This window comes from Mucilaginibacter xinganensis, from assembly GCF_002257585.1.
Lineage (GTDB): Bacteria > Bacteroidota > Bacteroidia > Sphingobacteriales > Sphingobacteriaceae > Mucilaginibacter > Mucilaginibacter xinganensis.
Map to the genome: position 1 here is coordinate 4,651,962 of NZ_CP022743.1, position 22,458 is coordinate 4,674,419.

A 22,458-nucleotide genomic window follows, 5' to 3' on the forward strand; every position below is an offset into this window, starting at 1 on the left:
CACTATAAATTTTATAGCGACAGCCTAACTACAATGATAAAAAATGCTGATTTTGATACTGTAACCGATTATTCCTCCCTTGTGGGGTATGAAGAACCCAAAGCAAATTCATCCTGTTAACATAAAAATGAGCAGGTTTAACAGCCGTTGTAAAGACCCAATAGAACAAAACTTGCTCTAATTGACTTTTTGAATATTTTTTCGCTTAAATTCACCCTCACCAATTTATAGAACCTATTATGCAGCAAAAAGCAGCCTTTACCGAAAAGAAGTTTGTTATTACCTTTATTTTTGTAACCTCCCTTTTTTTAATGTGGGGGTTGCTGCACTCCATGAGCGATGTGCTGAATAAACATTTTCAAAATGTGCTCAATCTCTCCAAGTCTCAATCGGGCTTAATCCAGTTCTCCGTTTTCGGGGCCTATTTTATTATGAGTATCCCTGCGGGTTATTTCTTAAAAAAGTTTGGTTATAAACCGGGTGTAATTCTGGGGTTGATTTTATTTGCCTCGGGTTTATTCTTGTTTGTACCTGCTGCCAATGCTGCCTCGTTCACTTTTTTCAGGATAGCTTTGTTCATTATGGGTTGCGGCATGGCTACATTAGAAACTGTGGCGCATCCCTTTGCAGCCGCATTAGGTGATCAGCGCCGGAGCGACCAACGGGTAAATTTCGCACAAACCTTTAATGCCATAGGCACCATGATTGGGCCAGCGATTGGCTCCTATTTCCTACTGAGCTCCGATACCGTACGCTCAACCGACCTTACCTCCGTCAAAACGCTATATGTAGCTATCGGCTGCGTAATTATCCTCATAGCGATTGCCTTTATGTTTTTAAAAATCCCCGCTTTAACAGACCCGCATATAGAAGCTTCTGCAACAGATTTGGATGCCATTAATATAGATGTGGCACCGTCAAAAAAACTATACCAGCATTCACATTTTGTATGGGCAGTGGCAGCGCAGTTTTTTAATGTGGCGGCACAGGGAGGCACATGGGCATATTTCATTAACTATGGTGTGGATATTATGCATTTCAGCAATGAAAAGGCTGGGTATTTTATGATTATTTTTATGGGGATGATGGCCTTGGGCCGTATTGTAGGAACTTCATTAATGACGTATATCGCGCCAAATAAATTACTCGCAGCATTTGCATGCGGCAGTATTTTAATGTGTTTAGTAGTAGCACAAAGCTTAGGCTGGACATCCTACATAGCCCTGCTCATGATCAACTTCTTTTTCAGCATTATGTTTCCAACTATTTTCAGCCTCGGAATCAAAAACCTGGGCAGTCATACGCAACAGGCTTCTTCATTTATTTCAATGGGGGTAGTTGGCGGTGCAGTTTTTCCGTTGGTTATGGGATTAATAGCTAACCATGATGTAGCAAAAGCTTATTACTTACCTATAATCTGTTACGTGGTGATCTTCCTTTTTGGTTATAAGTTTTACAAGGTAAAAACAACATAATTTATAGTCTAATTCATGGCTGTTTAAATAAAACAACCTTTGGCGACTGTAGAAAATAGCAAAGCCCTTCAACAAAAATTGAAGGGCTTTGTCCTATATCATTTCCGGGTTATTTACCGTAAGCCGGGTTTTGCGTTAAGTTTGGATTAAGGCCAATAGCGCTTTGAGGGATTGGCAACAGATCGCGTCCTTCAGGAAGCGCTGTACGCCATACACCATGAAGCAAACCATCATGCGTAGGCCCCGGCGCCGGGTTAGGTTGCGGCGTTGAACTGGCATCTGTACCATAAGCCGTATGGATGAAAGCAGCCGCTACCCCAGGACCAGCCCTGCGCAGATCATAAAACAGGGAATATTCCGCAGTAAGCTCGTGCCTGTACTCGCTCAATACCATTTGCAACGGATCCGTTATTGCGGTAGATGGGCTGCCATCAAAGTTAGCGCCATCTTTCATAACGGCAGGTGCAGAACCGCCAAATGCCCTGTCCCTAACTGTTTTAAGGTCGGCCATTGCTCCCGGAATATCACCGGTACGAACTTTACACTCTGCCCTGGACAGTAAAATTTCTGCGTAACGTAACAGGATCTGATTTTGCGAACCAAAAATTACCTGCGGCCCTGTACCACCTGTAAGGGTTGGATCTCTCCATTTTTTTGCACAGTAATAACCGGAACGTTTTTGATCGGATACGCCGTACCATGGGCGGGTAAGTGTACCACAGGTGTTAATGATCTTGCCATCATCACCCATATAACGCTGATCGCCGGCCGCAAAACCTGATATTACAGCAGGATAACCTTTTATACCGCCCCATTTGTTAACAATACCAGGACTAACATTCTCATCGCCAGGGCCGATAATAGTAAGCGCACGGCGTTTGTCACCACTTTGATAAGAATACCAAAGTGCCGGATTTCCGTAATCGTACCCAAAATTTGATATTTCTTCAGGCCAACTAAAGTCATCTATCCACGCTACCTCGCCACCATTCTGCCAGCCGCCGTCCCAGCTTTGTGATCCCTGTACATCAAACTGAATCTCGAAAAGAGACTCATCGTTGTTCTGATGATCAAATTCATGAACATCGGCAAAATTTGGCATTAAGTGGTAATTTGAAGTTAATTCAGGATTGTTAAATGCAGCCAAAGCAGCAGTATAATTTTTCAGCCACATTTGCGCTGCACCTTCATAGCCATATGCTGCACCTTTTGTAGCACGGCCAAGGTCTTTTGCCTGCAAGGTTGATTTTGATAATAATAAAGTTTCCGCTTTTTGCATATCAGCCACAACCTGGGTAAATACCTGGTCTTGAGTACTCCTCGGGGTTAAGCCATTTGAAGTCGCGCTCAACTCAAGCGGAACCCCGCCAAATGACCCGGCCAAATAATAATAGGTCATGCCACGAAGGAAATAAGCTTCGCCTGTTAAGCGATCTGCAAGTTCCGGTGTAACAATACCCTTTGCTTTTGCGCTGGCTATAATACCAAATGCGGCGTTTGATCGCGCAATATCCACATAAGCATTATTCCAAAAGGTGGCAAGTGCACCAAAATCAGAAGTAATTTGATAGTTGTTCCAAATAATATCGGCACCATAGTTAAACCAATCATGGGTTTGAAAATTGGCGTAATACCAGATTGATTTTTTTAACAGGTCACTATTTTGATAACCATCGTAAATACTGTTTACCAACGCTACAACGTCTGACGATTTTTGGAAAGTTGCGTCAGCAGTTGAAGAAAAAGTATTGGTTTGATCTAAAAAGTTCTTCTTACAGGCGAGCGGTGCCATTAATGCCGCGAAGAGGGCAATAAGTGCAACATATTTTTTGTTCATTTTCATATCTTAATATTTTTATATTCCTTATTAAAAAGTCAGATTCAAACCAACTGTGTAAAATTTAGATGATGGATACGTCCCGTTATCTACACCATTTTGAGTTGCGTTGCCATTTTGCAAACCAATCTCCGGATCAAGCCCGGTGTATTTTGTAATAGTGAATAGGTTTTGCGTTGAGAAATACACCCTTACTTTTGTTACGGAAAGTCGTTTAGCAATATCTGAAGGAAGCGTATATCCTACAGTAACATTCTTCAACTTCAGGAAACTGCCGTTTTGGATCCATGCGCTTGACGGAACGTTGCTGCCAACAGCATCGTCATTATAGGTAGCCCGAGAGTAAATATTTGATGGGTTTGTAGGCGTCCAGCGGTTTTGATAATAGTTAACACTAACGTTTTCTACCCCAACAAAACTGCGGTTCTGGAAACTTTCCAGTGAGCTTTCCTGGTAGTTAAGGATCTTATTACCATAAACACCATAAAAATATGCGTTAAAATCAAATGATTTATAAGATGCATCCAGGTTTAAGCCACCATAGAATTTAGGGAGCGGACTGCCCAGGCTTACCTGGTCAGATGCGGTTACCTGGCCATCGCCATTTGTATCGGCAAAGTAACGGTCGCCCGGCGCGGTAGCACTCTTTTGATAATATGGGTTAGAAGGATTTTTAGCAGCGGCAGCACTGTTCAAAGCATCAATTTGTGACTGTGTTTGGAATATGCCTAGCGATTTATATCCGTAAAATTCTCCTACCGGCTGACCAATGTTGGTTTCAGTGAAAGTTGACCATCCCAACCCGGCTACAGAAAGACCACCGAAGTTTGTAACAAAGTTAGTTCCGGAAGTTATGCTGGTCAATTTGTTCCTTACGGCAGATACAGTTAAACCTAAGCCATAATGGAAATCATTTATGGTGTGGTTATAGTTTATCGCAATCTCAATGCCTTTATTTTGCATACTACCCACGTTACGGGTTAAAAAGTTATACCCGGTTTGTGCAGGCGCGGCCAGCGTTAATAAAAAATCCTGCGATTTTCTGTTAAACCAGTCAAAAGTAAAGGTTAGGTCGCCATGTAAAAATGAGGCATCCATACCAATATCGGTTTGATAATCTGTTTCCCATCTCAGGTTAGGGTTAGAGGGCTGAATTGCAGCAATACCACCCTGGTATAATTTATTGAATGGATAACCCAGGTTACCGCTGTTTGTTGCGGCAGATCCCGTTGAATATAAGCCCTGGTATTGGAATAAACCAATTGACCCCTGGTTACCCACTTTACCGTAGCTGCCTCTGAATTTCAGATCAGAAATCCAATCGGTATTTTTCAAAAACGATTCTTCTTTAGCTTTCCAGGCAACTGCGCCGGTAGGGAATATGCCATACTGATGACCTTTTTCAAATTTTGAAGACCCGTCCCGTCTTACAGTTCCGGTTACCAGGTACTTGTCATTAAATTTATAGGTTAACCTTGCAAACTGCGAGGCCAGGGAATAGATATTTTGTCCGTTACCGTTTGCATCCAGTTTTAAATTGGTAACCTGTGCCAAATCCCTGATCACACTGTTAGGAGGGATACCGCTGCCGCCCATAAGCGTGTTGGTGTTTTCCTGCTCAGAAACACCGCCAACAAAATTGATGGCATGTAAACCAAAAGTTTTATCGTACGAAATGGTATTTTCCCATAACCATTCAAATGTATTATTTAAGTGCTGCGAGTAAAGCGCATTTTGAGTCGCCCCACCCAGGCCATACTGCTGATCTGAACGATCGTCTTCTGGCTGATAAAAAGAGCCGGAATAATCACTAACATTTACACCTGCATTTGTTTTAATTTTAAGCCCGTCGATTATGGTAGCTTCCAATGAAGAATTGGCCAAAAAGTAATTAGTTATATTTTTAAACTGGTTGGTTTCGATACTATAAACAGGATTACCATATTTTGATACGTAAGTGCTTTTAGGGTTGTAAAAGCCATAATTACCTGCGCCATCTTTAATCAAATTTGTCATTTTGTTACCCCCATCCAGCGTTGGAGGCAGTTGACTCAACTGAACCAAACTACCACTGCCAAAAGGGTTGTTAGCATCCTGGTAAGTATATTTGGCGCTGGTTGATGATTTAAGCCATTTTGTTGGGCTGTAATCAAGGTTTAGGCCAAGCGTAAGTCTTTTAAAATACGATCCCAGTACGATGCCCTTCTGATCGTAGTAGCCTACAGAAGTTGACGATTGCACTTTATCATTGCCGCCACGTATGGCAACGCTATAGTTTTGCGTTAATCCGCTGCGATAAACCGCATTCTGCCAATCAACATTAGTCAACGATCCCGGATCGCGCCAGTTGGTTAATTCCTGGAAATTATGTTGAGGATCAGCATCAGCAACTTCATTGGCTAAGGTGGCCCATTGCTGCGCGTTTAATATCTTGTACAGTTTTGGTTTCCCCTGGAATGCGGTGTAAGCATCAACAGAAACTTGCGTACCATCTTTTTTTCCTTTTTTAGTAGTGATCAGTACTACACCGTTGGCGGCCCTGATACCATAAATAGCGGTAGCAGATGCATCCTTAAGTACGTCTATAGAGGCGATGTCACTTGGGTTAAAGTTATTGATACCTCCGCTTATTGGGTAACCATCAACAACATATAAGGGGCCGTTACCATTACTGGCTAAACTACCAACACCCCTAACCAATACAGTTACGTTACCACCGGGCGCTCCATCGTTATTGGTAACCTGTACACCTGCAGCGCGGCCCTGTAAAGCTTGCTCCAGCGTTGTAACCGGTAGCTTTGCAATAGTAGCGGCATTAACAGAGCTAATTGCCCCTGTAAGATCTTTACGTTTTGCAGTACCATAGCCTACAGAAACTACTACCACTTCGTTCAAATTGCTTACCGTGGGTGTAAGTTTCACATTGTAAACACTTCCGCTGCCCACAGGGATTTCCTGCGACAAATAGCCGATAAAGCTAAAAACCAGCGTTGCCTTTTCAGGAACGGTTAATTTAAAGGAACCGTTAACATCAGTGGTAACGCCAGCAGATGATCCTTTAACTTTAACGCTTGCACCAGGTATGGCCAGCCCGTCGGCCGTAGATACGTTACCTGATATTTGCCGGGTTTGAGCCAACGCTGAATAGCAGGTAAATACAGTTAACAAAAAAACCAGGAGTGTTTTTTTGCAACTATTTAATTTGTAAAATAGTAAATCTTTCTTCATTTCAGTTCATTTAGAATTATTTTATAGAAAATTGGTTGTACCTGGTTATTTGTTGGCTATTCTTTCCTACTACAACAGCAGTAATGAACATTGATTCATTTACGTTACAGAGTTCAGCTTAGCCGTTAACAGGACGCAGGCGTTATACAATTGGTTATTTTGATAAATTTATATAGGATAGGAGAAAAGGGATAACACTATTGATAACGATTATAGCACAAATGTTAATCAAATTAACATGCATTGATTATCAATTACTTATGGTTATTTTTATCAAAATATCATTAACAAATGCTATAATAATCATAAGTTGATTTATCAATATTAGCATAGCCAATAGCTGTTATTACCATCAAAGGAGGGTGATGAATTATTTGGGGGAATGCTAGCCGCGCTATGTTTGCCCAAGACGTTTTTATATACATCAGCAGCAGTGTCATTACTTACATTTACAAACCAAATGTGAAGTAACCTGGGTAAAATTGAATAGCCTTAAAAACGCTTTATTCCATTTGGTCTTATCTTCAATATATTCCCACGGCTATCAAAATTCATACAATCAAGGCATAATTCCCGCAATACATATTCCCTTTTTTGCGGATGAATGCGATGATATAAAATATAATATTGCCCGTTTTGCTGGAAAACGGTATGATGCCCCGGCCCTACTGTGGTACTATCGCGGCTGGTTGAAAGTATAGGATCATTTTCACCTTCTGCCCATGGCCCCAAAGGTGTCTTACTTACAGCATATCTTATTTGATAAGTGGCGTCAATTGCTTTGCCGTATGAATACATCAGGTAATACAGGCCGTTTCGCTTTAACATATGCGGCGCTTCGAAATAATGAGGCGGGGTAATATCTATTGGCTCACCATCAAAAGTTATCATGTCCTTTTTAAGTTTTACGGCCATACAATGCCCGTTAACCCAGTTAAACCCCGAGCCCCAATATAAATAGGCCTGTCCATCCTGGTCAATAAAGCAATCCGCATCAATATTATGTACACCCGGATACTTATTGCCTGCCACTAATGGCGTATGATCATTTTTTGCATTTCGCCAGGGTCCGAGCGGGTGATCACTTACACCGGCCCAAATTTCGCTGCCTACTGCCACATACATATAAAATTTGCCATTTGCAGCTTTCCGCACAGATGGAGCCCATACCATAGATCCATTTGAAGTCGGACTGGTACACGCCGCTTTTGTGGGCCAGTTAATGTGCTTAGTCTCAAAGCTGACAAAATCCTTTGTTACCAGCACACCCAATTCTTTACCTCCCCAGGGATCAATTGTTGCATAAATATAGAAAACACCTTTGTCCTTTATTATTGTCGGATCAGCATAATAACCCTTTACAATTGGGTTACCAATAACGGCTTTTTGAGCAAATGCTGAATGCGAAAGAGTAATTAACAAAGTAATTGTAAGTATTCTATTAAATATATTTATGCTTATCATTCGGGTTAATATTTTATTTAAACTGTTATTAATAGCGGAGGCATTCACACGCTACATTTTTCATTTACTAATATGTTCAACCATTGCCTATAATTTTACAACCATTGCCTTACCTGTATAGTTGATGGTTTTATCTGCCTTAGAGCTCACACTGATGTCGCCGCCATGATTTTCCTTTACTAAAACCACATTGAACAGGTGCTTTTTAATCATCCCCGGAAAACTCCCTTTGCGGGCGGCAATGGTTAACTGTTGTAGTTTATCATTCCATTTAAAGCTGATTGTTGACGAACTGCCTTTTTCGTAATTATAATTATCATTCTCATCCTCATAAAGCTTAAACTCACCATTGGCACCAGGGTAAATTCGCAATTCAATAGCGCCATTAGGCTTTTCCGTAGCATATTCAACATTTGGCCCTAAAGGCACAACAGAACCTGCTTTAACATAAAGCGGCATGGTTTCTATCGGGGCTTCAGCGTCAATAAACTGTCCGCCGTCAAGCTGCCGGCCTGTCCAAAAGTTAAACCATTTGGTTCCTTTGGGCAGGTACACTTTCCTGGTCTTAACACCATCAGCGACATTTTTACCGGTGTATAGCTGCTGTGTTACCGGGTTTACCAAAAATGCAGGTCCGAACATATACTGATCAGGAATGTTATAAACGTTTTTATCATTTCTGAAATCAAAAGCAAGCGAGCGCATTATGGTATAGTTTTCATTAGTAACCTTTGCCGCCAGCGAATAAATATATGGCACCAAACGATAGCGGAGTTTATCATAATTTAAAAGAATAGCCTTGGTTTTATCATCCCAGTTTTTTGAGAATAATGCACGTTCCCCTTTTCCGTGGATGCGCATAATGGGGCTAAATGTTCCGAACTGGAACCAACGGGTAAAAAGTTCGCGGTATTGCGGCTGAGACCAATCAGGGATCCCGTCCTTATCAACACGTGAAAGATATCCGCCAATATCAGATGTCCAATACGGGATGCCTGATACACAAGCATTAATTCCCTGCGGCACCTGGTTGCGTAAAGAAGCGAAAGTACAGGTTATATCAGATGACCATAAGGTTGCCGCACCGCGCTGTTCGCCGGCAAATGACTGCCGGATAAGCAGGAAGGCACGCTTTCCCGGGATATCCCGGCGCCATCCTTTGTAAAGACCTTTGGAATGCTCTAAGGAATAGGAGTTAAAATAATCAATTCCTTTCCCTACAGAAAAATCAGCTTTGCGGCGCTCGTCAAGCAAGCTGCCGTTATCAGGCTCGCACTGGTCAACCCACCATGCATCCCAGCCATAACGTTTTACAACGCTATCCCGCGCTTGTTCCCAATATCTTTCCCGGGCTTTCGGATTATGAGCGTCGTAATAACTATCGAACGTATGCGTAACAAAATTATCCCAGGTAATACTTGTTAAAAACCCCTTGCTTTTCAAATCATCAAAATCCCTGGTTCCGCTGCCAAATACCGGCCATATTGAGATCATGGCATGCATATTAGCCTTGTGCAGTTCATCTATCATTGCTTTCGGATTAGGATATCTGTCGGGGCTCATCACATGTGACCCCATAGGCAATGGCGACCACCAGTACCAGTCCTGTACTATTGCGTCAACCGGAATGCGATTATTACGGTAGTTATTCTTAACACCCAGGATCTCAGCCTGGCTGGTATATTTATCCTGCGACTGGAACAGCCCAAAGGACCACTTAGGATACATAGGCGCCCTGCCTGTCGCGGTTCTGTAAAGGTCAATTATCCTATCAAAATCGGGCCCGTAGAAAAAGTAATAATCAACCATTTTACCACTTTCCGATACGTATTTATACTGCGTATTTCCTGCCTCAGCGCCATAAAAGTTTGATGCAGCATAGTTATCCCACAGCAAACCATACCCTTTATTAGATAGCATAACGGGTATTGCACCGGTCATATACTTGATCAGCATTTCCTGGTTACGTCCCTTATAATTGATAGACAAGGTATCTTCAGGGTGGCAACCCAATCCAAAAAGGGCCTCGTCAGCGGGCGAGTTAAAGCTGGTAACACAATTATAGGTAGGGATTCCGGCAATGGTTGCCGCACTCATACTTTTATTTTCAGCCCCTTCTGAGGTTATGACCACCCCTTTTTTGTTAGTGTAAGTTATAGCATTGGTAGCTTTGTTGATGCTGATATCAAGCTTTTGCGTCGTAATAACAATATACCCATCATGTTCGGCGATGCTGAAAGGCGCTTTTTCCTTCCAGCTATTATTAACCACCAAAGAGTTTTTTTGAGGGAATGCACTAAAAATAGTGTATTTAACCTCGATAATGTCAGCTTTACAAACCCTTATTTTCATTAGGCCTTTGTCTAGTTTGAAAGTAACACCGTCCACATTTTTGGTATAGGAAATTACCGAGGCCTGAACCGGGTGTAAGAATGCGAGGCTAATTACCAGCACTGCAGAGAATTTTAAAAAAAGCGACTTAATCAAATATCTTTTCATTGATGTTGTATTATGCATTGTATGATGCAGTTCGATTTTAAATTGGTTTAACTCGGAGGCTAAAACTACCCCGGTTTTTCAAAAACGGATAACAACATTGATAATATGTATAATACAAATGTTTACTACAGCCTTAATTTGTTAATTATATAAGCTACTTATGCGTTTGCAAATATTTCCGGTTAAAAATCACCCGATAAATTTTAATTTTTTGCCAACATGGTCTATCCATTGCCTTGCAAATAGTTCATGTCCGTTGGGCATAGGGTGAATACCATCCCAAAGCCAATATTCAAATGGCGGGTTCTTTTCGGCCGCCTTATTAAAACTTTCCTGCAGCGGGACATATATAGCATCAAACTCGGTGGCCATACGTTTTGCTGCTCCCTGCCTGCCGCTTATTTCGCGTTCAAAATCCGCCCACCTTTCTTTAACTTTTCCTACAGGCAACAGGAACGGTTCGCAAATAACCAACTGAATAGCCGGCAACTGCTGTTTAGTTTTTGTTAGCAATTCCCTATATCCTTCTTCATAACTTTCTATTGTGTAAGCTTTGTCGCCATAAACAGCATGCATGGTATCATTAACTCCAATTAAAACACTCAGCAGATCTGGTTTTATAGCAATTGTGTCGCTATCCCATCTGGCGGTAAGGTCGGCAGTTGTATTGCCGCTTATTCCTCTGTTAAAAAAATGGAAGCCTTTTTTAGGGAACTGGTACCACAGCCTAGCCGCAATTAGATAAGCATAACCGTGGCCTAAAACATGGTTCCAGTCCATGTTCCGGCTCCGGTTACCATCAGTAATTGAGTCGCCCTGGAACAGAAAAGTATAATTATTTCCTTCGTTTTCGTCATGTGGCGAAGCAAAGCCGCTTAGCGCAGCCGGAACAGTTAATGTTGCTGCCCCCAATACCGAAGCTTGCTTAATAAAATTCCTTCTTGATGATTGCTTTGTGTTTTCCATCTCCATCCGGCTGTTCTTCAATTAAATTTTTTGCCGGCAATATTATATCTAACCCCTTTTTTAGCATCAAAAGCAATTACATACCCGTTTGTTGTTTTGTTTGATCTTACCTGCATGCCAACAATTGTCAGGGGCTCATTACTGCGGATAGTGCACTTGCCACCGGCAACCGCTAATATGGAAGCGGTCACTATCTTTTTACTTTTCCAGTTCATGCTTACTTCAAAATTTCCGCGCGCCTTTAAACCAGAGATTTCTCCGTTAGCCCAGGCATCAGGAAGGGCCGGCAATAATTGAATCTCGTTATTCTGACTTTGCAGCAGCATTTCGGCCATTCCGGATACACCTCCAAAGTTCCCATCAATTTGGAATGGCGGATGTGCATCAAACAAGTTAATGTATGAACCACCTCCTCCCGAGTAATTAGTACCTTCTACGTTGGTTGCCCGTAACAGGTCTTTCAGCATTTTATAGCTGTGATTACCATCAAGCAACCGTGCCCAAAAATTAATTTTCCAGGCCAGGCTCCAGCCGGTGCCTTCATCACCCCTTAATTCCAGCGTCTTTTTCGCGGCGGCGGTAAGTTCCGGCGTGTTTACGGGCGAGATCTGGTTACCCGGAAAAAGTCCAAATAAATGCGAAACGTGGCGATGGTGCGGTTCGGGGTCTTCCCAATCCTTATACCACTCCTGCAGGTTCCCTTTCTTACCAATGTGGAAAGGATATAACTGCGCCTTTTTAGCAATAATCGTATCGCGGAACGCTTTATCTTCACCTAACTCATTCGAAGCATCAATCAGGTTTGTAAACAAATCGCGAATAATTGACATATCCATTGTGGTGGCGATAGAAACGCTGGCTCTTTTTCCTTTATCATCATAAAAAGCGTTTTCGGGCGACACAGAAGGTGCTGTTACAAGGTATCCGTCCTTATCTTTCACCAGCCAGCTTTCACAAAATTCAGCCGCGCCCTTCATCAGCGGGTAAGCAATCTCCTTTAAATACTTTTTATCTTTTGTAAACTGGTAATGCCACCACAGATGCTGCGAGAGCCAGGGCGATCCCATTGTCCAGTTTGCCCAGGTGGGGTCACCATCCCCTTTGTCACCAACCGGGTTTGATAGTGCCCATATATCACTGTTATGGTGCAAAGCCCAGCCCTTTGCATGATAAAATTCCTTAGCAGTAACCCTGCCTGTAACTGCCACATTTTTAATAAATTCAATAAAAGGCATGTGCATTTCAGAAAGATTAGCTACTTCGGCCGGCCAATAATTCATCTGCACATTAATATTTGTGGTATAGTTGGAACTCCAGGGAGGTCGCATTTCCTTATTCCAGATTCCCTGCAGGTTAGCTGGAACACCTTTAGTTCGCGAACTCGAAATAAGCAGGTATCTGCCATATTGAAAATAAAGAGTTTCCAGCTCAGGGTCTTTTGCCCCTTTAGTGTAAGCTACCAGGCGCTCATCGGTAGGTAATTTGGCATTGCTATTATCAGCAGGGGCTGCAAGCTTAAAGGATACTCTGTTGAAGAAATGATGATAATCTGCATAATGACGCGTCAATAACAATTGCCAGTTTTTTGAAGCAACTCTATTGAGATAATCAGTTGCTATTTTATGTTCATCTTTACCATCCGAGTCGGGACATTTATCAAACCCGTTAAAACTGGTAGCTGCTGAAAGAAATATGGTTACATCGGAAGCATTTTTCACCGCTATACCACTCGTGTCGGCCGTTATCTGCCCGTCTTTACTCAAAACTTTCACCTGTAATTCAAACCGCATCCCCTTACAGCCCGTACTGTCATCATAAGTAATTGGGTTTTTAGAGTCAATATAGTTGGGTTGCGCATGTGCCGGGGCTTTACCTTTTAATGCAATTTCATTACCAGATACCGCAACTGTATGATATTTTAAAAGGCTTGAGGCCCCAACCTTAAATTTTAGTTTACCGGCCTTGCTGGAAGTAAGGTGAATAACAATTACCTGGTCAGGTGCCGAGCTGATTACCTGCCTGGTATAGGTTATACCATCAATGGTGTAACGGGTAGTTGCAATCGCATTTCTGATATCGAGGTTACGGAAATATGATGAAGGTATTGTATCTTTTAAATCCTGTGTAATTACAAGGTCGCCAAGCGGCAAGTACGATTCAGAATAATAACCCTGCATTTTTTTTGCGTAATTATATGCTTTGGCGTAATCCTCTTCTTTAAAAAGCGCTTCCCTTGCCAGTAATAGATTGGCATAAGCACCCGGGTTAACGTTTGTGCGTACCGGGCCACCTGTCCACAAAGTAGCTTCATTTAATTGAATAAGTTCCCGCTTAACACCACCAAATACCATAGCACCTAAGCGACCATTGCCCAGGGGCAGGGCATCCGTCCAAATTTTTGCGGGCTTTTTATACCACAATTTTAAATTATCCTGGCAAAATGCCTGAAACGAAATGGTGCAGATCAGCAGGGTGAAAATTTTCTTTATCATAGGTTTATTTTTCGGCAGGATGATAGCGCAAATTAAGTTCATTTTAAACTTTTGTTTTACATCTTCCCCTTACATTGGATTCTTTTCTCTATTTATTGAGGTGATAACTTAAACAATGCTGCTCCGTGTTTATTTATTTGCTGGTGATAGCCTTGTTTTAATACGCCAACATCCTGTTTTTTCCATAAGTCGCGAACGGCTATTTTTCCTATCAGGCCCACAGATGCAAAAGACAAGTCGATATCCTGTGTTTGCTCACTCAAATTAAACATGGCCACATAAACGTCTTTACTATTATGCGCGTGTGAATACCAAATCATTTTGCCATCCTTTACATACAACTGCCGCGGATTTTCGCCCAGCTGATTTACTGCAATTACTTCGCTGTTGCTGAACAAGGCAAGCTCAAACGGCCTGTTTTCGGGCAGATTTCCACCAAGCATCAGCGGCGACCGGAAGATGCTCCAAAAAGTCATGTGGGTATATTCCTCGTCTTCGGTAAACCTGCTGAAGCGTTCCTGCCCAACTGGGCCGCGTTTTGATAGTTTGCCAATCTGGATCATATCGCAATCTGGCCAGTGCCCTGGTCCGCTTACGCCCTCCCACTGTTTTGCATAGTTCATCATTCCGGTTATTTCCTTCCAGTTATCCCAAAAATCATCAGCCATACGCCACATGTTTGCGTTTATTACAGCATGGTCGGCCTCCGCCACTGGTGTGGCACCAGGCGACAGACTTAATACTATCGGTCGGCCGCAGTTCTGAATGGCCTTGCTATATCCCTCAACCTCCGGTTCGCTGTAAGGCCGGGAAAGGTCGTCAACTTTTATAAAATCCACACCCCATCCCGCATAAAGTTCTAAAAGAGAATTTAAGTACTCCTGTGCTCCGGTTTTTTTCATATTGAGCCCATACATATGGTTCATCCAGGGGCATTTCGAGTTGGTGTCAGCAATCATATCAGCTGTTATGCCATTAGTGCCCTTTACCGGCGACTTCGCCCATACCGCCTGGCGCGGAATACCCCGCATTACATGGATGCCAAATTTTAAACCCAATGAATGCACGTAGGTTGCCAGCGGTCCAAATCCCTTACCGCCAAATGCAGAGGGAAACTTGGTAGGCTGCGGTAGCAGCCGCCCCCATTGATCCATGGTTAGCCATGGGACATAGGAGCCGTCCTGCAATCTTAATTGAAATGGATTACCAATGTTACTTCCCGGAGGATTATCATACGACCATAAAAAATCAACCACCACATACTGCCAGCCATACTGCTTCAGGTTTTTGTCCATGTAGTCAGCATTTGCTTTTACTTCATCCTCATGAACGGCAGAGCCGAAGCAATTGTAACTGTTCCAACCCATAGGCGGTGTTAATGCTACGTTTTGTGCTGATGCAGAATTAAAAAAGGGTAACAGACCGGCAAGGATAAAAAGATATATATATTTCATAAAGGATAAAAAATTCAATCAATGTTCAATTAAAATTATTTAACTAAGTTGTGGTCTCTTCCTTTTCTCTGCTTTTCAACTCAATGATATACTCTGACGGAAGCATTCCAAACTCTTCTTTAAATACTTTGGCAAAATACGCCGCGTTATTAAATCCTACCTCATAAGCCACATTGGCAATGCTCAACTTACTTTTCTCTAATAATTGCACCGCTCTTTTCAACCGGATGGTCCTGATGCAATCAACAGGAGTTTTCCCGGTAAGCGTTAACAATTTTTTATAAAGTGATACCCTGCTCAGGTTTAAATTACGACTTAACTCCTCAACAGAAAAATTAGGGTTGGTTATGTTTTTCTCAATACTGGCAAAAGCATTTTTTAAGAATTTTTCATCCTCTGACACCACCACTATACCCTTGGCCTCCACATCTACCTGCTTTTGATACGTTTTCTTCATGGTTTGTTGAATCCTCAACAAGCTGTGAATTTTCGAGAGCAAAATCTCAAAGTTAAAAGGCTTAGCAATATAATCATTGGCCCCGCTTTCAAGCCCGGCCAGTTCATCACTTTGCCCAATTAACGCAGTTAATAAAATTACTGGAATGTGCGCAGTGCGGCTATCTCCCTTTATTTTTTTACAAAGGTCTAAACCGTTCATTTCCGGCATTGTAACATCACTTACAATAAGTTGCGGATGTAAAGCGAGTGCCTTTTGCCAACCGTCTTTACCATTAATTGCTTCAATTATATGAAAGCTATTTTTTAAATTATCTTTAAGGTAAAACCTTAGGTCATCGTTATCCTCAATCAACAAAACAGTAAGTTTCTTTGTCGATTGTATATTATCAGCGTAAGATAGAGCAGGGATTGAAACGTCATCCTTTTTGGGTTCAATAACAGGCTGGCTCTCATGCAAATCACCAACGGGAAGCTCGATAACAAAACAACTTCCATAGTCTGGTTCGCTTTCAATCTTAATGGTTCCGCCATGCATTTTTATAAATTCCTTAGTAATCGATAAGCCGATCCCACTCCCCTGGTTCAATAAACTTTCAGGCATGTTATCCTGAAAAAAACGCTCAAAGATCTTTCCCTGATTTTCTGCAGGTATTCCTATACCTGTATCAATTACTTTTATTTCCAGCATTCTTTGATCCCGTGCGAAAGCTTCAGGAACCGATAAATTCAGCATCACACTAATGTAGCCGCCCGAAGGTGTAAACTTAAACGCATTCGAGAGCAGGTTAAAGAGAATCCTTTCTATCTTATCGTGATCAAAATTGGTAATAAATGAATTCACGTCGCTTTCAAAAAGATACTGGATCTGTTTTTGATGAGCAACATCTGTAAACGACGACGACACCTCTTTTATGAACTGGATAATGTCGCCTTTTTTTAAGCAAAGTTTTAACTCATTGTATTCCATTTTACGAAAATCCAGCAACTGGTTCACCAGGTTAAGCAGGCGCTTTCCGTTTCTTTTTATCATTACCAGGTGATGCTGCTGCTCTGGTTTATCCGCTGTTTTTATCAGATCGTCGATTGGTGACAGGATCAGCGAAAGCGGCGTTCTAAACTCATGGCTCACATTGGTAAAGAATTTAATTTTCATCAAATCCAGCTGGTGCATACGGCGCGCTTCTTCACGTTCATTTTCAAGTTTCCGCTCTGCCTCTAATTTATCCTGTTTAACTTTAAACTCATTTTTTAACTTAAGTATGCCTTTATGCCTAACGTAAGCCAGCAGACAGGCTATGCTTAAAAAATAAAGCACATAAGCCAGTGGAGATTTCCAAAATGGCGGTAGTACTCTTATATTAAGTGTTATGGTGCTCGTATTTCCCGGATCATTTATATTCCAGGCCTTTACCATGAATACATAGTCGCCGGCATCCAGGTTTGTATAGGTTGCTTTACGGGTACTGTTGGTAGCAGAGAGCCATTGTTTGTCAAACTCTTCCAGCTTATATTGATATACTATTTTATCGGGATTAAAATATTCACAGGCGGCAAATTCGATGCTGAAATCGTTCTCATTGTGATTAAGGGTTAAATTTGTTGTTGTCGTAATAGAACTTTTCAAAACGACATTACCGTTTATCGTGTCGCCAACTGCAACGCTTTTATTGAATAATTGAAAATCGGTGAATACTAATTGCGGCTTGTTTTTGGTGAAATTTATGTTTTGCGGATTGAACAGGTTAAAGCCATGTGCCCCGCCGAATATTAACTGACCATCCCGGGTTTTAAAAGCAGAATAAGCGTTAAATTCACGTCCCTGCAATCCGTCGAACTCATCAAACTTATTAATCAAAAATTTATAATCACCACCTGTTTTAATAACTTTTATACTGGCCAGTCCGTTTGCAGTGCTTAACCAAATTTTTCCCGTTTTGTCTTCCAGTATTTTTAAAACATCATTGCCGGGTAGTCCTTTGGTATCGTTAAGATTATAAAATTTATTTGTTTGCGCATTCAAGATACTTAAGCCATCTTTTGAGCCTATCCACATTAAACCTCTGCTGTCCTCAATAATGCTATTTACATCATTGCCAATTAAGCTATTAGGATCGTTACGGTGATTTACATAATGCCTGGCTACGCTTTTGCCATTGGCAATAAAATCAATTCCTTTATCCCTTCCTATCCAGATATTTTTTTTCTTATCTTCATAAATAACTGCGGTATAGTCCGATAGCATTTTGTAATCGGGATGCAAAAAACTGTTTGAGGCTCTGTCAAAAATATTGGTACTGCCAGCAAAAGTACCCACCCAAAGTTTTAAGGATGAATCTTCCATAATGCTGTAAACACGATCATCGGAAATACTTGATGGTACATTATCGTTATGCCGGTAGTGAATAAACCTTTTGCCGTCAAAACAGTCCAGCCCGCCAAAATAAGTACCTATCCAAAGTTTGTGCTCATGATCGATATACATACTGATCACAATATTATTGGCCAGGCTATTAGGGTCGTTAGGGTCGTGCTTATATTGTATATACTTTTTTGTTACCGAATTGTAGTTAATTAGTCCGCCGCCATTGGTGCCTATCCATAAATTCCCGTTTGCATCATCTGCAAAACAGTCAACATCCTCATAAGGCAAACTTTTACTATCAGAAACATAGTGCCTGATGAGCGGGAACTGGATGATGCTTTTGTGATAGTAACTTATCCCCTGTTTAAATGTACCTGCCCAAATTATTCCCAGGTTATCCTTATAAAGCACTACGCTGTTACCCTGTATCGATTTAGGATCATCTTCCCGGCTTAAAAGGTATTTTACACTTTTGTTTTCAGGGTCTAAAAGATTAATGCCGCCATGGTCGGTCCCGATCCATATTTTGTGATCGTCACCAAGTATTATATTATTAATAACGTTGTAGTTTAGCTTTACATCGCCTGTTTCTGTACTAAAATGGTCAATCGCATCAGTATTGGTATTGTAGCGATAAACGCCGATCGGGCTTCCGGCTGCAAACAGCCATAAATTATTTCTCTCATCAACCGTTGCAGAATAAAGTTCAGGTTTACTGCCGTTAGCTTTAACCAACTTATCCGAACTGAAAACAATCTCGTTATTTTTAGCATCAAGTTTGTTAATTACCCCATCCGCATAAATAAGCCATATAAAGTTATGGCTATCCTGAACAATGTCTGTTAATGCATCTGAATGCAGGATGGCGATTGAATTGTTACCGGCACTATTGAAAAAACTGGTGGTATTACTTTTAGGGTTGTAAAAATACAATCCATCATTATTGGTCAAAAACCAAAAATTTCCCTGCCTGTCTTTTTTAATTTGTAATAACTGATCTGTTAAAACTTTGTATTTCCCTAACTCACGCGAAATATCGTTTGAAAACTTTTCGGTGGTTGCGTTATATACACTAAAACCACTATGTGTTTTAACCCACAGCTTATTCCCGGGGCCCTCAAAAATATTTGCTATAGAATTATCACCTAAAGAATTTGGGTCAGCAGGCGAATGTTTGAACACCTTAAACTTGTAGCCATCGTACCTGTTAAGGCCGGAGATAGTCCCGAACCACATAAATCCGGCTGAATCTTTGAAAACACTGGTTACCTGATTGATTGAAAGGCCGTTGGTAATATCAAGGTGCGAAAATTGATACGCCGTATTTTGCGCATACGTGCGTTGCTGCATTATAACAAACAGCACAACCGTTATGTAAACTTTAAAGCGCATAATATTAAAATACGGGTATAATTGGCACTACCCTAAAAAACACAATGTGATACTAAGATATAAATAATTGTAAATATAACACTAATAAGCATAAATCAAATAGCTGGCATTTACCCGGAGACTCCTTTAAATTTAAAGGGGGCATTATTGACTGGCTTAAAAATCAATTTGGATATTAAGTATAAACTTTGCCCAAGCTGCTACCTATTGGGACCTTTGCTTTAACGCAAAACTTTTTTTGTTTGTAATACCTTATTAAGCTCCTGGTATTAATTAACCTATCCTAACACGCTGGAGCAGATTTAGAAACTATCTCAGCAATTTACCTCTAAATTACTGCGTTTTATTAATAATTAGGTAATATATAGCTATCAAATGGAAATTATTGGGTATAAAAATCCATTTCGCCCGCCTAATTTTATAAATTGATTTACAATTACCATAATCCTTCAACTATGTTATCAATTAAGTGGCTTAAGTTAAGTGTGTATGTTTTTACAATAGTAATAACAGTTAAAACAGCAAACGCGCAATCATACCTACCTGAGTATAACGACGCAAGAATGACCATTAAGCCGCAAACAGCTATAAAAGCTTATGCTTTTGATTTGAAGGAGGTAACATTATTGGAAAGTCCTTTTAAACAGGCTATGCAGGCAGATGTGGCTTATTTACTTTCGATTGAGCCTGACCGCCTGCTCTCTGCGTTCCGTACCCATTCGGGTTTAAAAGCTAAGGGAAAAATGTACGAAGGCTGGGAATCATCAGGCCTTGCGGGCCATACACTTGGACATTACCTGTCGGCCATAGCTATGCATTATGCATCAACCGGAGACCCTGAGTTTCTAAAACGCGTAAATTATATTGTTAACGAACTTAATGAATGCCAGGCAGCACGCAAAACCGGCTATATAGGGGCGATACCCAAAGAAGATACGATTTGGGCAGAAGTTGCCAAAGGCAATATTCGCTCAAGGGGTTTTGACCTGAATGGCGGCTGGTCGCCATGGTACACTGTGCATAAGGTTATGGCAGGACTGTTGGATGCCTATCTGTATTGCAATAACAAACAGGCCCTTAACATTTGCAAAAAAATGGCCAATTGGACCGGTGAAACCATAAAAAATCTGGACGATGAGAAACTTCAAAAGATGCTGTTATGCGAGTATGGCGGCATGGCAGAAACACTGGTTAATTTATACGCCATAAACGGCGACAAAAAATATCTTGATCTGTCGTACAAATTTTATGACAAACGAATATTGGATCCCCTTGCCCAAAAGCAGGACGTATTGCCAGGCAAACATTCCAATACCCAGATTCCTAAAATCATTGCCAGCGCCAGGCGATATGAACTTACCGGCGATAAAAAAGACAAAGCAATTGCTGATTTTTTTTGGGAAACAGTTACTAATAACCACTCTTATGCTACCGGCGGCAACAGCAATTACGAATATCTTGGCGAACCCGGTAAACTGAATGATAAGCTTACAGAAAATACAACAGAAACCTGCAATACCTATAACATGCTTAAGCTGACCAGGCATTTGTTTGCGGTTGATCCTTCGGCACCGTTAATGGATTATTATGAAAAGGCTTTATATAATCATATCCTGGCATCCCAAAACCATACCAACGGCATGATGTGCTATTTTGTTCCTCTAAGAATGGGTGGCAAAAAGGAATACAGCACCCCTTTTGATACTTTTACCTGCTGCGTTGGGTCGGGCATGGAGAATCATGTTAAATATAATGAAAGCATTTTTTTCAGGGGCGATGACGGCAGCCTGTATGTTAACCTTTTTATACCGGCTGTACTAAACTGGAAAGAAAAGGGGTTAACCTTAAAACAAGAGAGCAACCTGCCTGCAAGTGACAGAATTAGCTTTACAGTAGGTACCTTAAAGCCGGTAACGCTGGCTATCCGTATTAGAAAACCACATTGGGCAATAAATCCTTCGATTAAGGTGAACGGACAAAAACAGCAAGTAATTGCAGATGCACAGGGTTATTTTGTTTTAAACCGTAAATGGAGAAATAACGACAAAATAGAATTTACAACGCCTGAAAATATTTATACAGAAGCGATGCCTGACAATGCGAACAGGCGCGCGATATTTTATGGCCCCGTATTGCTGGCCGGCGTATTGGGTAATACAGAGCCGGATCCGCTTAAAGGTGTTCCCGTTTTTGTTACCAGCGAAACCGACCCAAACAAATGGCTGCAAATGGTTACTACAGATCAATTAAGTTTCAAAACAGTGAATGTGTCAAAGCCGGAAGAAGTTAAACTGATTCCCTTCAACCAAACTAAAGACGAATACTATTCGGTTTATTGGGATGTATTTACCCCTGGCACATGGGCAGTGCAGCAAAAGGCCTACGATGAGCAAAAGAAAAAGCAGCAGCAACTTGAAGCGCGTACCACAGATATATTGCGAATTGGTGAAATGCAGCCGGAACGCGACCATAACTTCAGCGGCGAGAATGCTATTACCGGCGAAGACCATCAAAAAAAATGGCGGTCAACAGAAAATGGCGGTTACCTTTTATATGAAATGAAAGTTGACGCAAATGCACAAAACACCCTTATCAACACCTACTGGGGCATGGATAACAGGGGCAGGATATTTGATATATTGATCGATGGCATAAAACTATCAACTGAAGATTTAAACAAGTACAAGGAAAGCCGTTTTTACGATATCAGCTACACCATTCCAATTGAGCTAACAAAAGGAAAACAAAAAGTAACAGTTAAATTATTACCAAAGGAAGGCAACAGTGCCGGCCCGGTTTACGGCAGCCGTATGATAAAAGAATAAAACAG

Annotated in this window: 10 protein-coding genes; 2 read left to right on the forward strand and 8 right to left on the reverse strand. The window is 41.3% G+C overall.

All coding sequences use genetic code 11. The features are described from left to right. The first annotated feature begins 239 nt into the window (after positions 1–239). Entirely contained in the window at positions 240–1,475 is a 1,236-nt protein-coding gene (gene fucP, locus MuYL_RS20395; RefSeq protein WP_094572311.1) for an L-fucose:H+ symporter permease, read from the forward strand. Positions 1,476–1,584: 109 nt separating this feature from the next. Here fucP and MuYL_RS20400 read toward each other — a convergent pair whose 3' ends face one another. The 8 genes from MuYL_RS20400 to MuYL_RS20435 form a co-directional block, all read right to left on the reverse strand. After that, positions 1,585–3,318, reverse strand: a complete 1,734-nt coding sequence (locus MuYL_RS20400; protein WP_094572312.1) for a RagB/SusD family nutrient uptake outer membrane protein — start codon at positions 3,316–3,318, stop codon at positions 1,585–1,587. A gap of 24 nt (positions 3,319–3,342) precedes the next feature. Further along, positions 3,343–6,540: a SusC/RagA family TonB-linked outer membrane protein gene (locus MuYL_RS20405; RefSeq protein WP_094572313.1), complete on the reverse strand. Its 3,198-nt coding sequence runs from the start codon at positions 6,538–6,540 to the stop codon at positions 3,343–3,345. 492 nt (positions 6,541–7,032) lie between these two features. Continuing rightward, the gene (locus MuYL_RS20410) at positions 7,033–8,004 is read right to left on the reverse strand and encodes a family 43 glycosylhydrolase (RefSeq protein WP_094572314.1); all 972 of its coding nucleotides are present in this window, start codon (positions 8,002–8,004) and stop codon (positions 7,033–7,035) included. Positions 8,005–8,091: 87 nt separating this feature from the next. After that, positions 8,092–10,503 carry a glycoside hydrolase family 31 protein gene (locus MuYL_RS20415; RefSeq protein WP_170309774.1) on the reverse strand — a complete coding sequence of 804 codons (2,412 nt, stop codon included), beginning with the start codon at positions 10,501–10,503 and terminating at the stop codon, positions 8,092–8,094. A 189-nt stretch (positions 10,504–10,692) separates the two neighbouring features. Then, the gene (locus MuYL_RS20420; protein ID WP_211710190.1) at positions 10,693–11,475 is read right to left on the reverse strand and encodes an SGNH/GDSL hydrolase family protein; all 783 of its coding nucleotides are present in this window, start codon (positions 11,473–11,475) and stop codon (positions 10,693–10,695) included. 11 nt (positions 11,476–11,486) lie between these two features. Next, the gene (locus tag MuYL_RS20425; RefSeq protein WP_094573044.1) at positions 11,487–13,961 is read right to left on the reverse strand and encodes a glycoside hydrolase family 95 protein; all 2,475 of its coding nucleotides are present in this window, start codon (positions 13,959–13,961) and stop codon (positions 11,487–11,489) included. 92 nt (positions 13,962–14,053) lie between these two features. Next, positions 14,054–15,415 carry a glycoside hydrolase family 27 protein gene (locus MuYL_RS20430; protein WP_094572317.1) on the reverse strand — a complete coding sequence of 454 codons (1,362 nt, stop codon included), beginning with the start codon at positions 15,413–15,415 and terminating at the stop codon, positions 14,054–14,056. A 43-nt stretch (positions 15,416–15,458) separates the two neighbouring features. After that, entirely contained in the window at positions 15,459–19,628 is a 4,170-nt protein-coding gene (locus MuYL_RS20435) for a hybrid sensor histidine kinase/response regulator transcription factor (protein WP_094572318.1), read from the reverse strand. A gap of 455 nt (positions 19,629–20,083) precedes the next feature. Between MuYL_RS20435 and MuYL_RS20440 the strand changes: the two genes are divergently transcribed. Beyond that, on the forward strand, positions 20,084–22,453 hold the full coding sequence (locus tag MuYL_RS20440; protein WP_094572319.1) for a glycoside hydrolase family 127 protein: 2,370 nt from the start codon (positions 20,084–20,086) through the stop codon (positions 22,451–22,453). Positions 22,454–22,458: the final 5 nt, after the last annotated feature.

Excerpts from the sequence above, each read along its gene's own strand:
- fucP (WP_094572311.1), top strand. The coding sequence starts at position 240 with ATGCAGCAAAAAGCAGCCTTTACCGAAAAGAAGTTTGTTATTACCTTT.
- MuYL_RS20400 (WP_094572312.1), bottom strand. The coding sequence starts at position 3,318 with ATGAAAATGAACAAAAAATATGTTGCACTTATTGCCCTCTTCGCGGCA.
- MuYL_RS20405 (WP_094572313.1), bottom strand. The coding sequence starts at position 6,540 with ATGAAGAAAGATTTACTATTTTACAAATTAAATAGTTGCAAAAAAACA.
- MuYL_RS20410 (WP_094572314.1), bottom strand. The coding sequence starts at position 8,004 with ATGATAAGCATAAATATATTTAATAGAATACTTACAATTACTTTGTTA.
- MuYL_RS20415 (WP_170309774.1), bottom strand. The coding sequence starts at position 10,503 with ATGAAAAGATATTTGATTAAGTCGCTTTTTTTAAAATTCTCTGCAGTG.
- MuYL_RS20420 (WP_211710190.1), bottom strand. The coding sequence starts at position 11,475 with ATGGAGATGGAAAACACAAAGCAATCATCAAGAAGGAATTTTATTAAG.
- MuYL_RS20425 (WP_094573044.1), bottom strand. The coding sequence starts at position 13,961 with ATGATAAAGAAAATTTTCACCCTGCTGATCTGCACCATTTCGTTTCAG.
- MuYL_RS20430 (WP_094572317.1), bottom strand. The coding sequence starts at position 15,415 with ATGAAATATATATATCTTTTTATCCTTGCCGGTCTGTTACCCTTTTTT.
- MuYL_RS20435 (WP_094572318.1), bottom strand. The coding sequence starts at position 19,628 with ATGCGCTTTAAAGTTTACATAACGGTTGTGCTGTTTGTTATAATGCAG.
- MuYL_RS20440 (WP_094572319.1), top strand. The coding sequence starts at position 20,084 with ATGTTATCAATTAAGTGGCTTAAGTTAAGTGTGTATGTTTTTACAATA.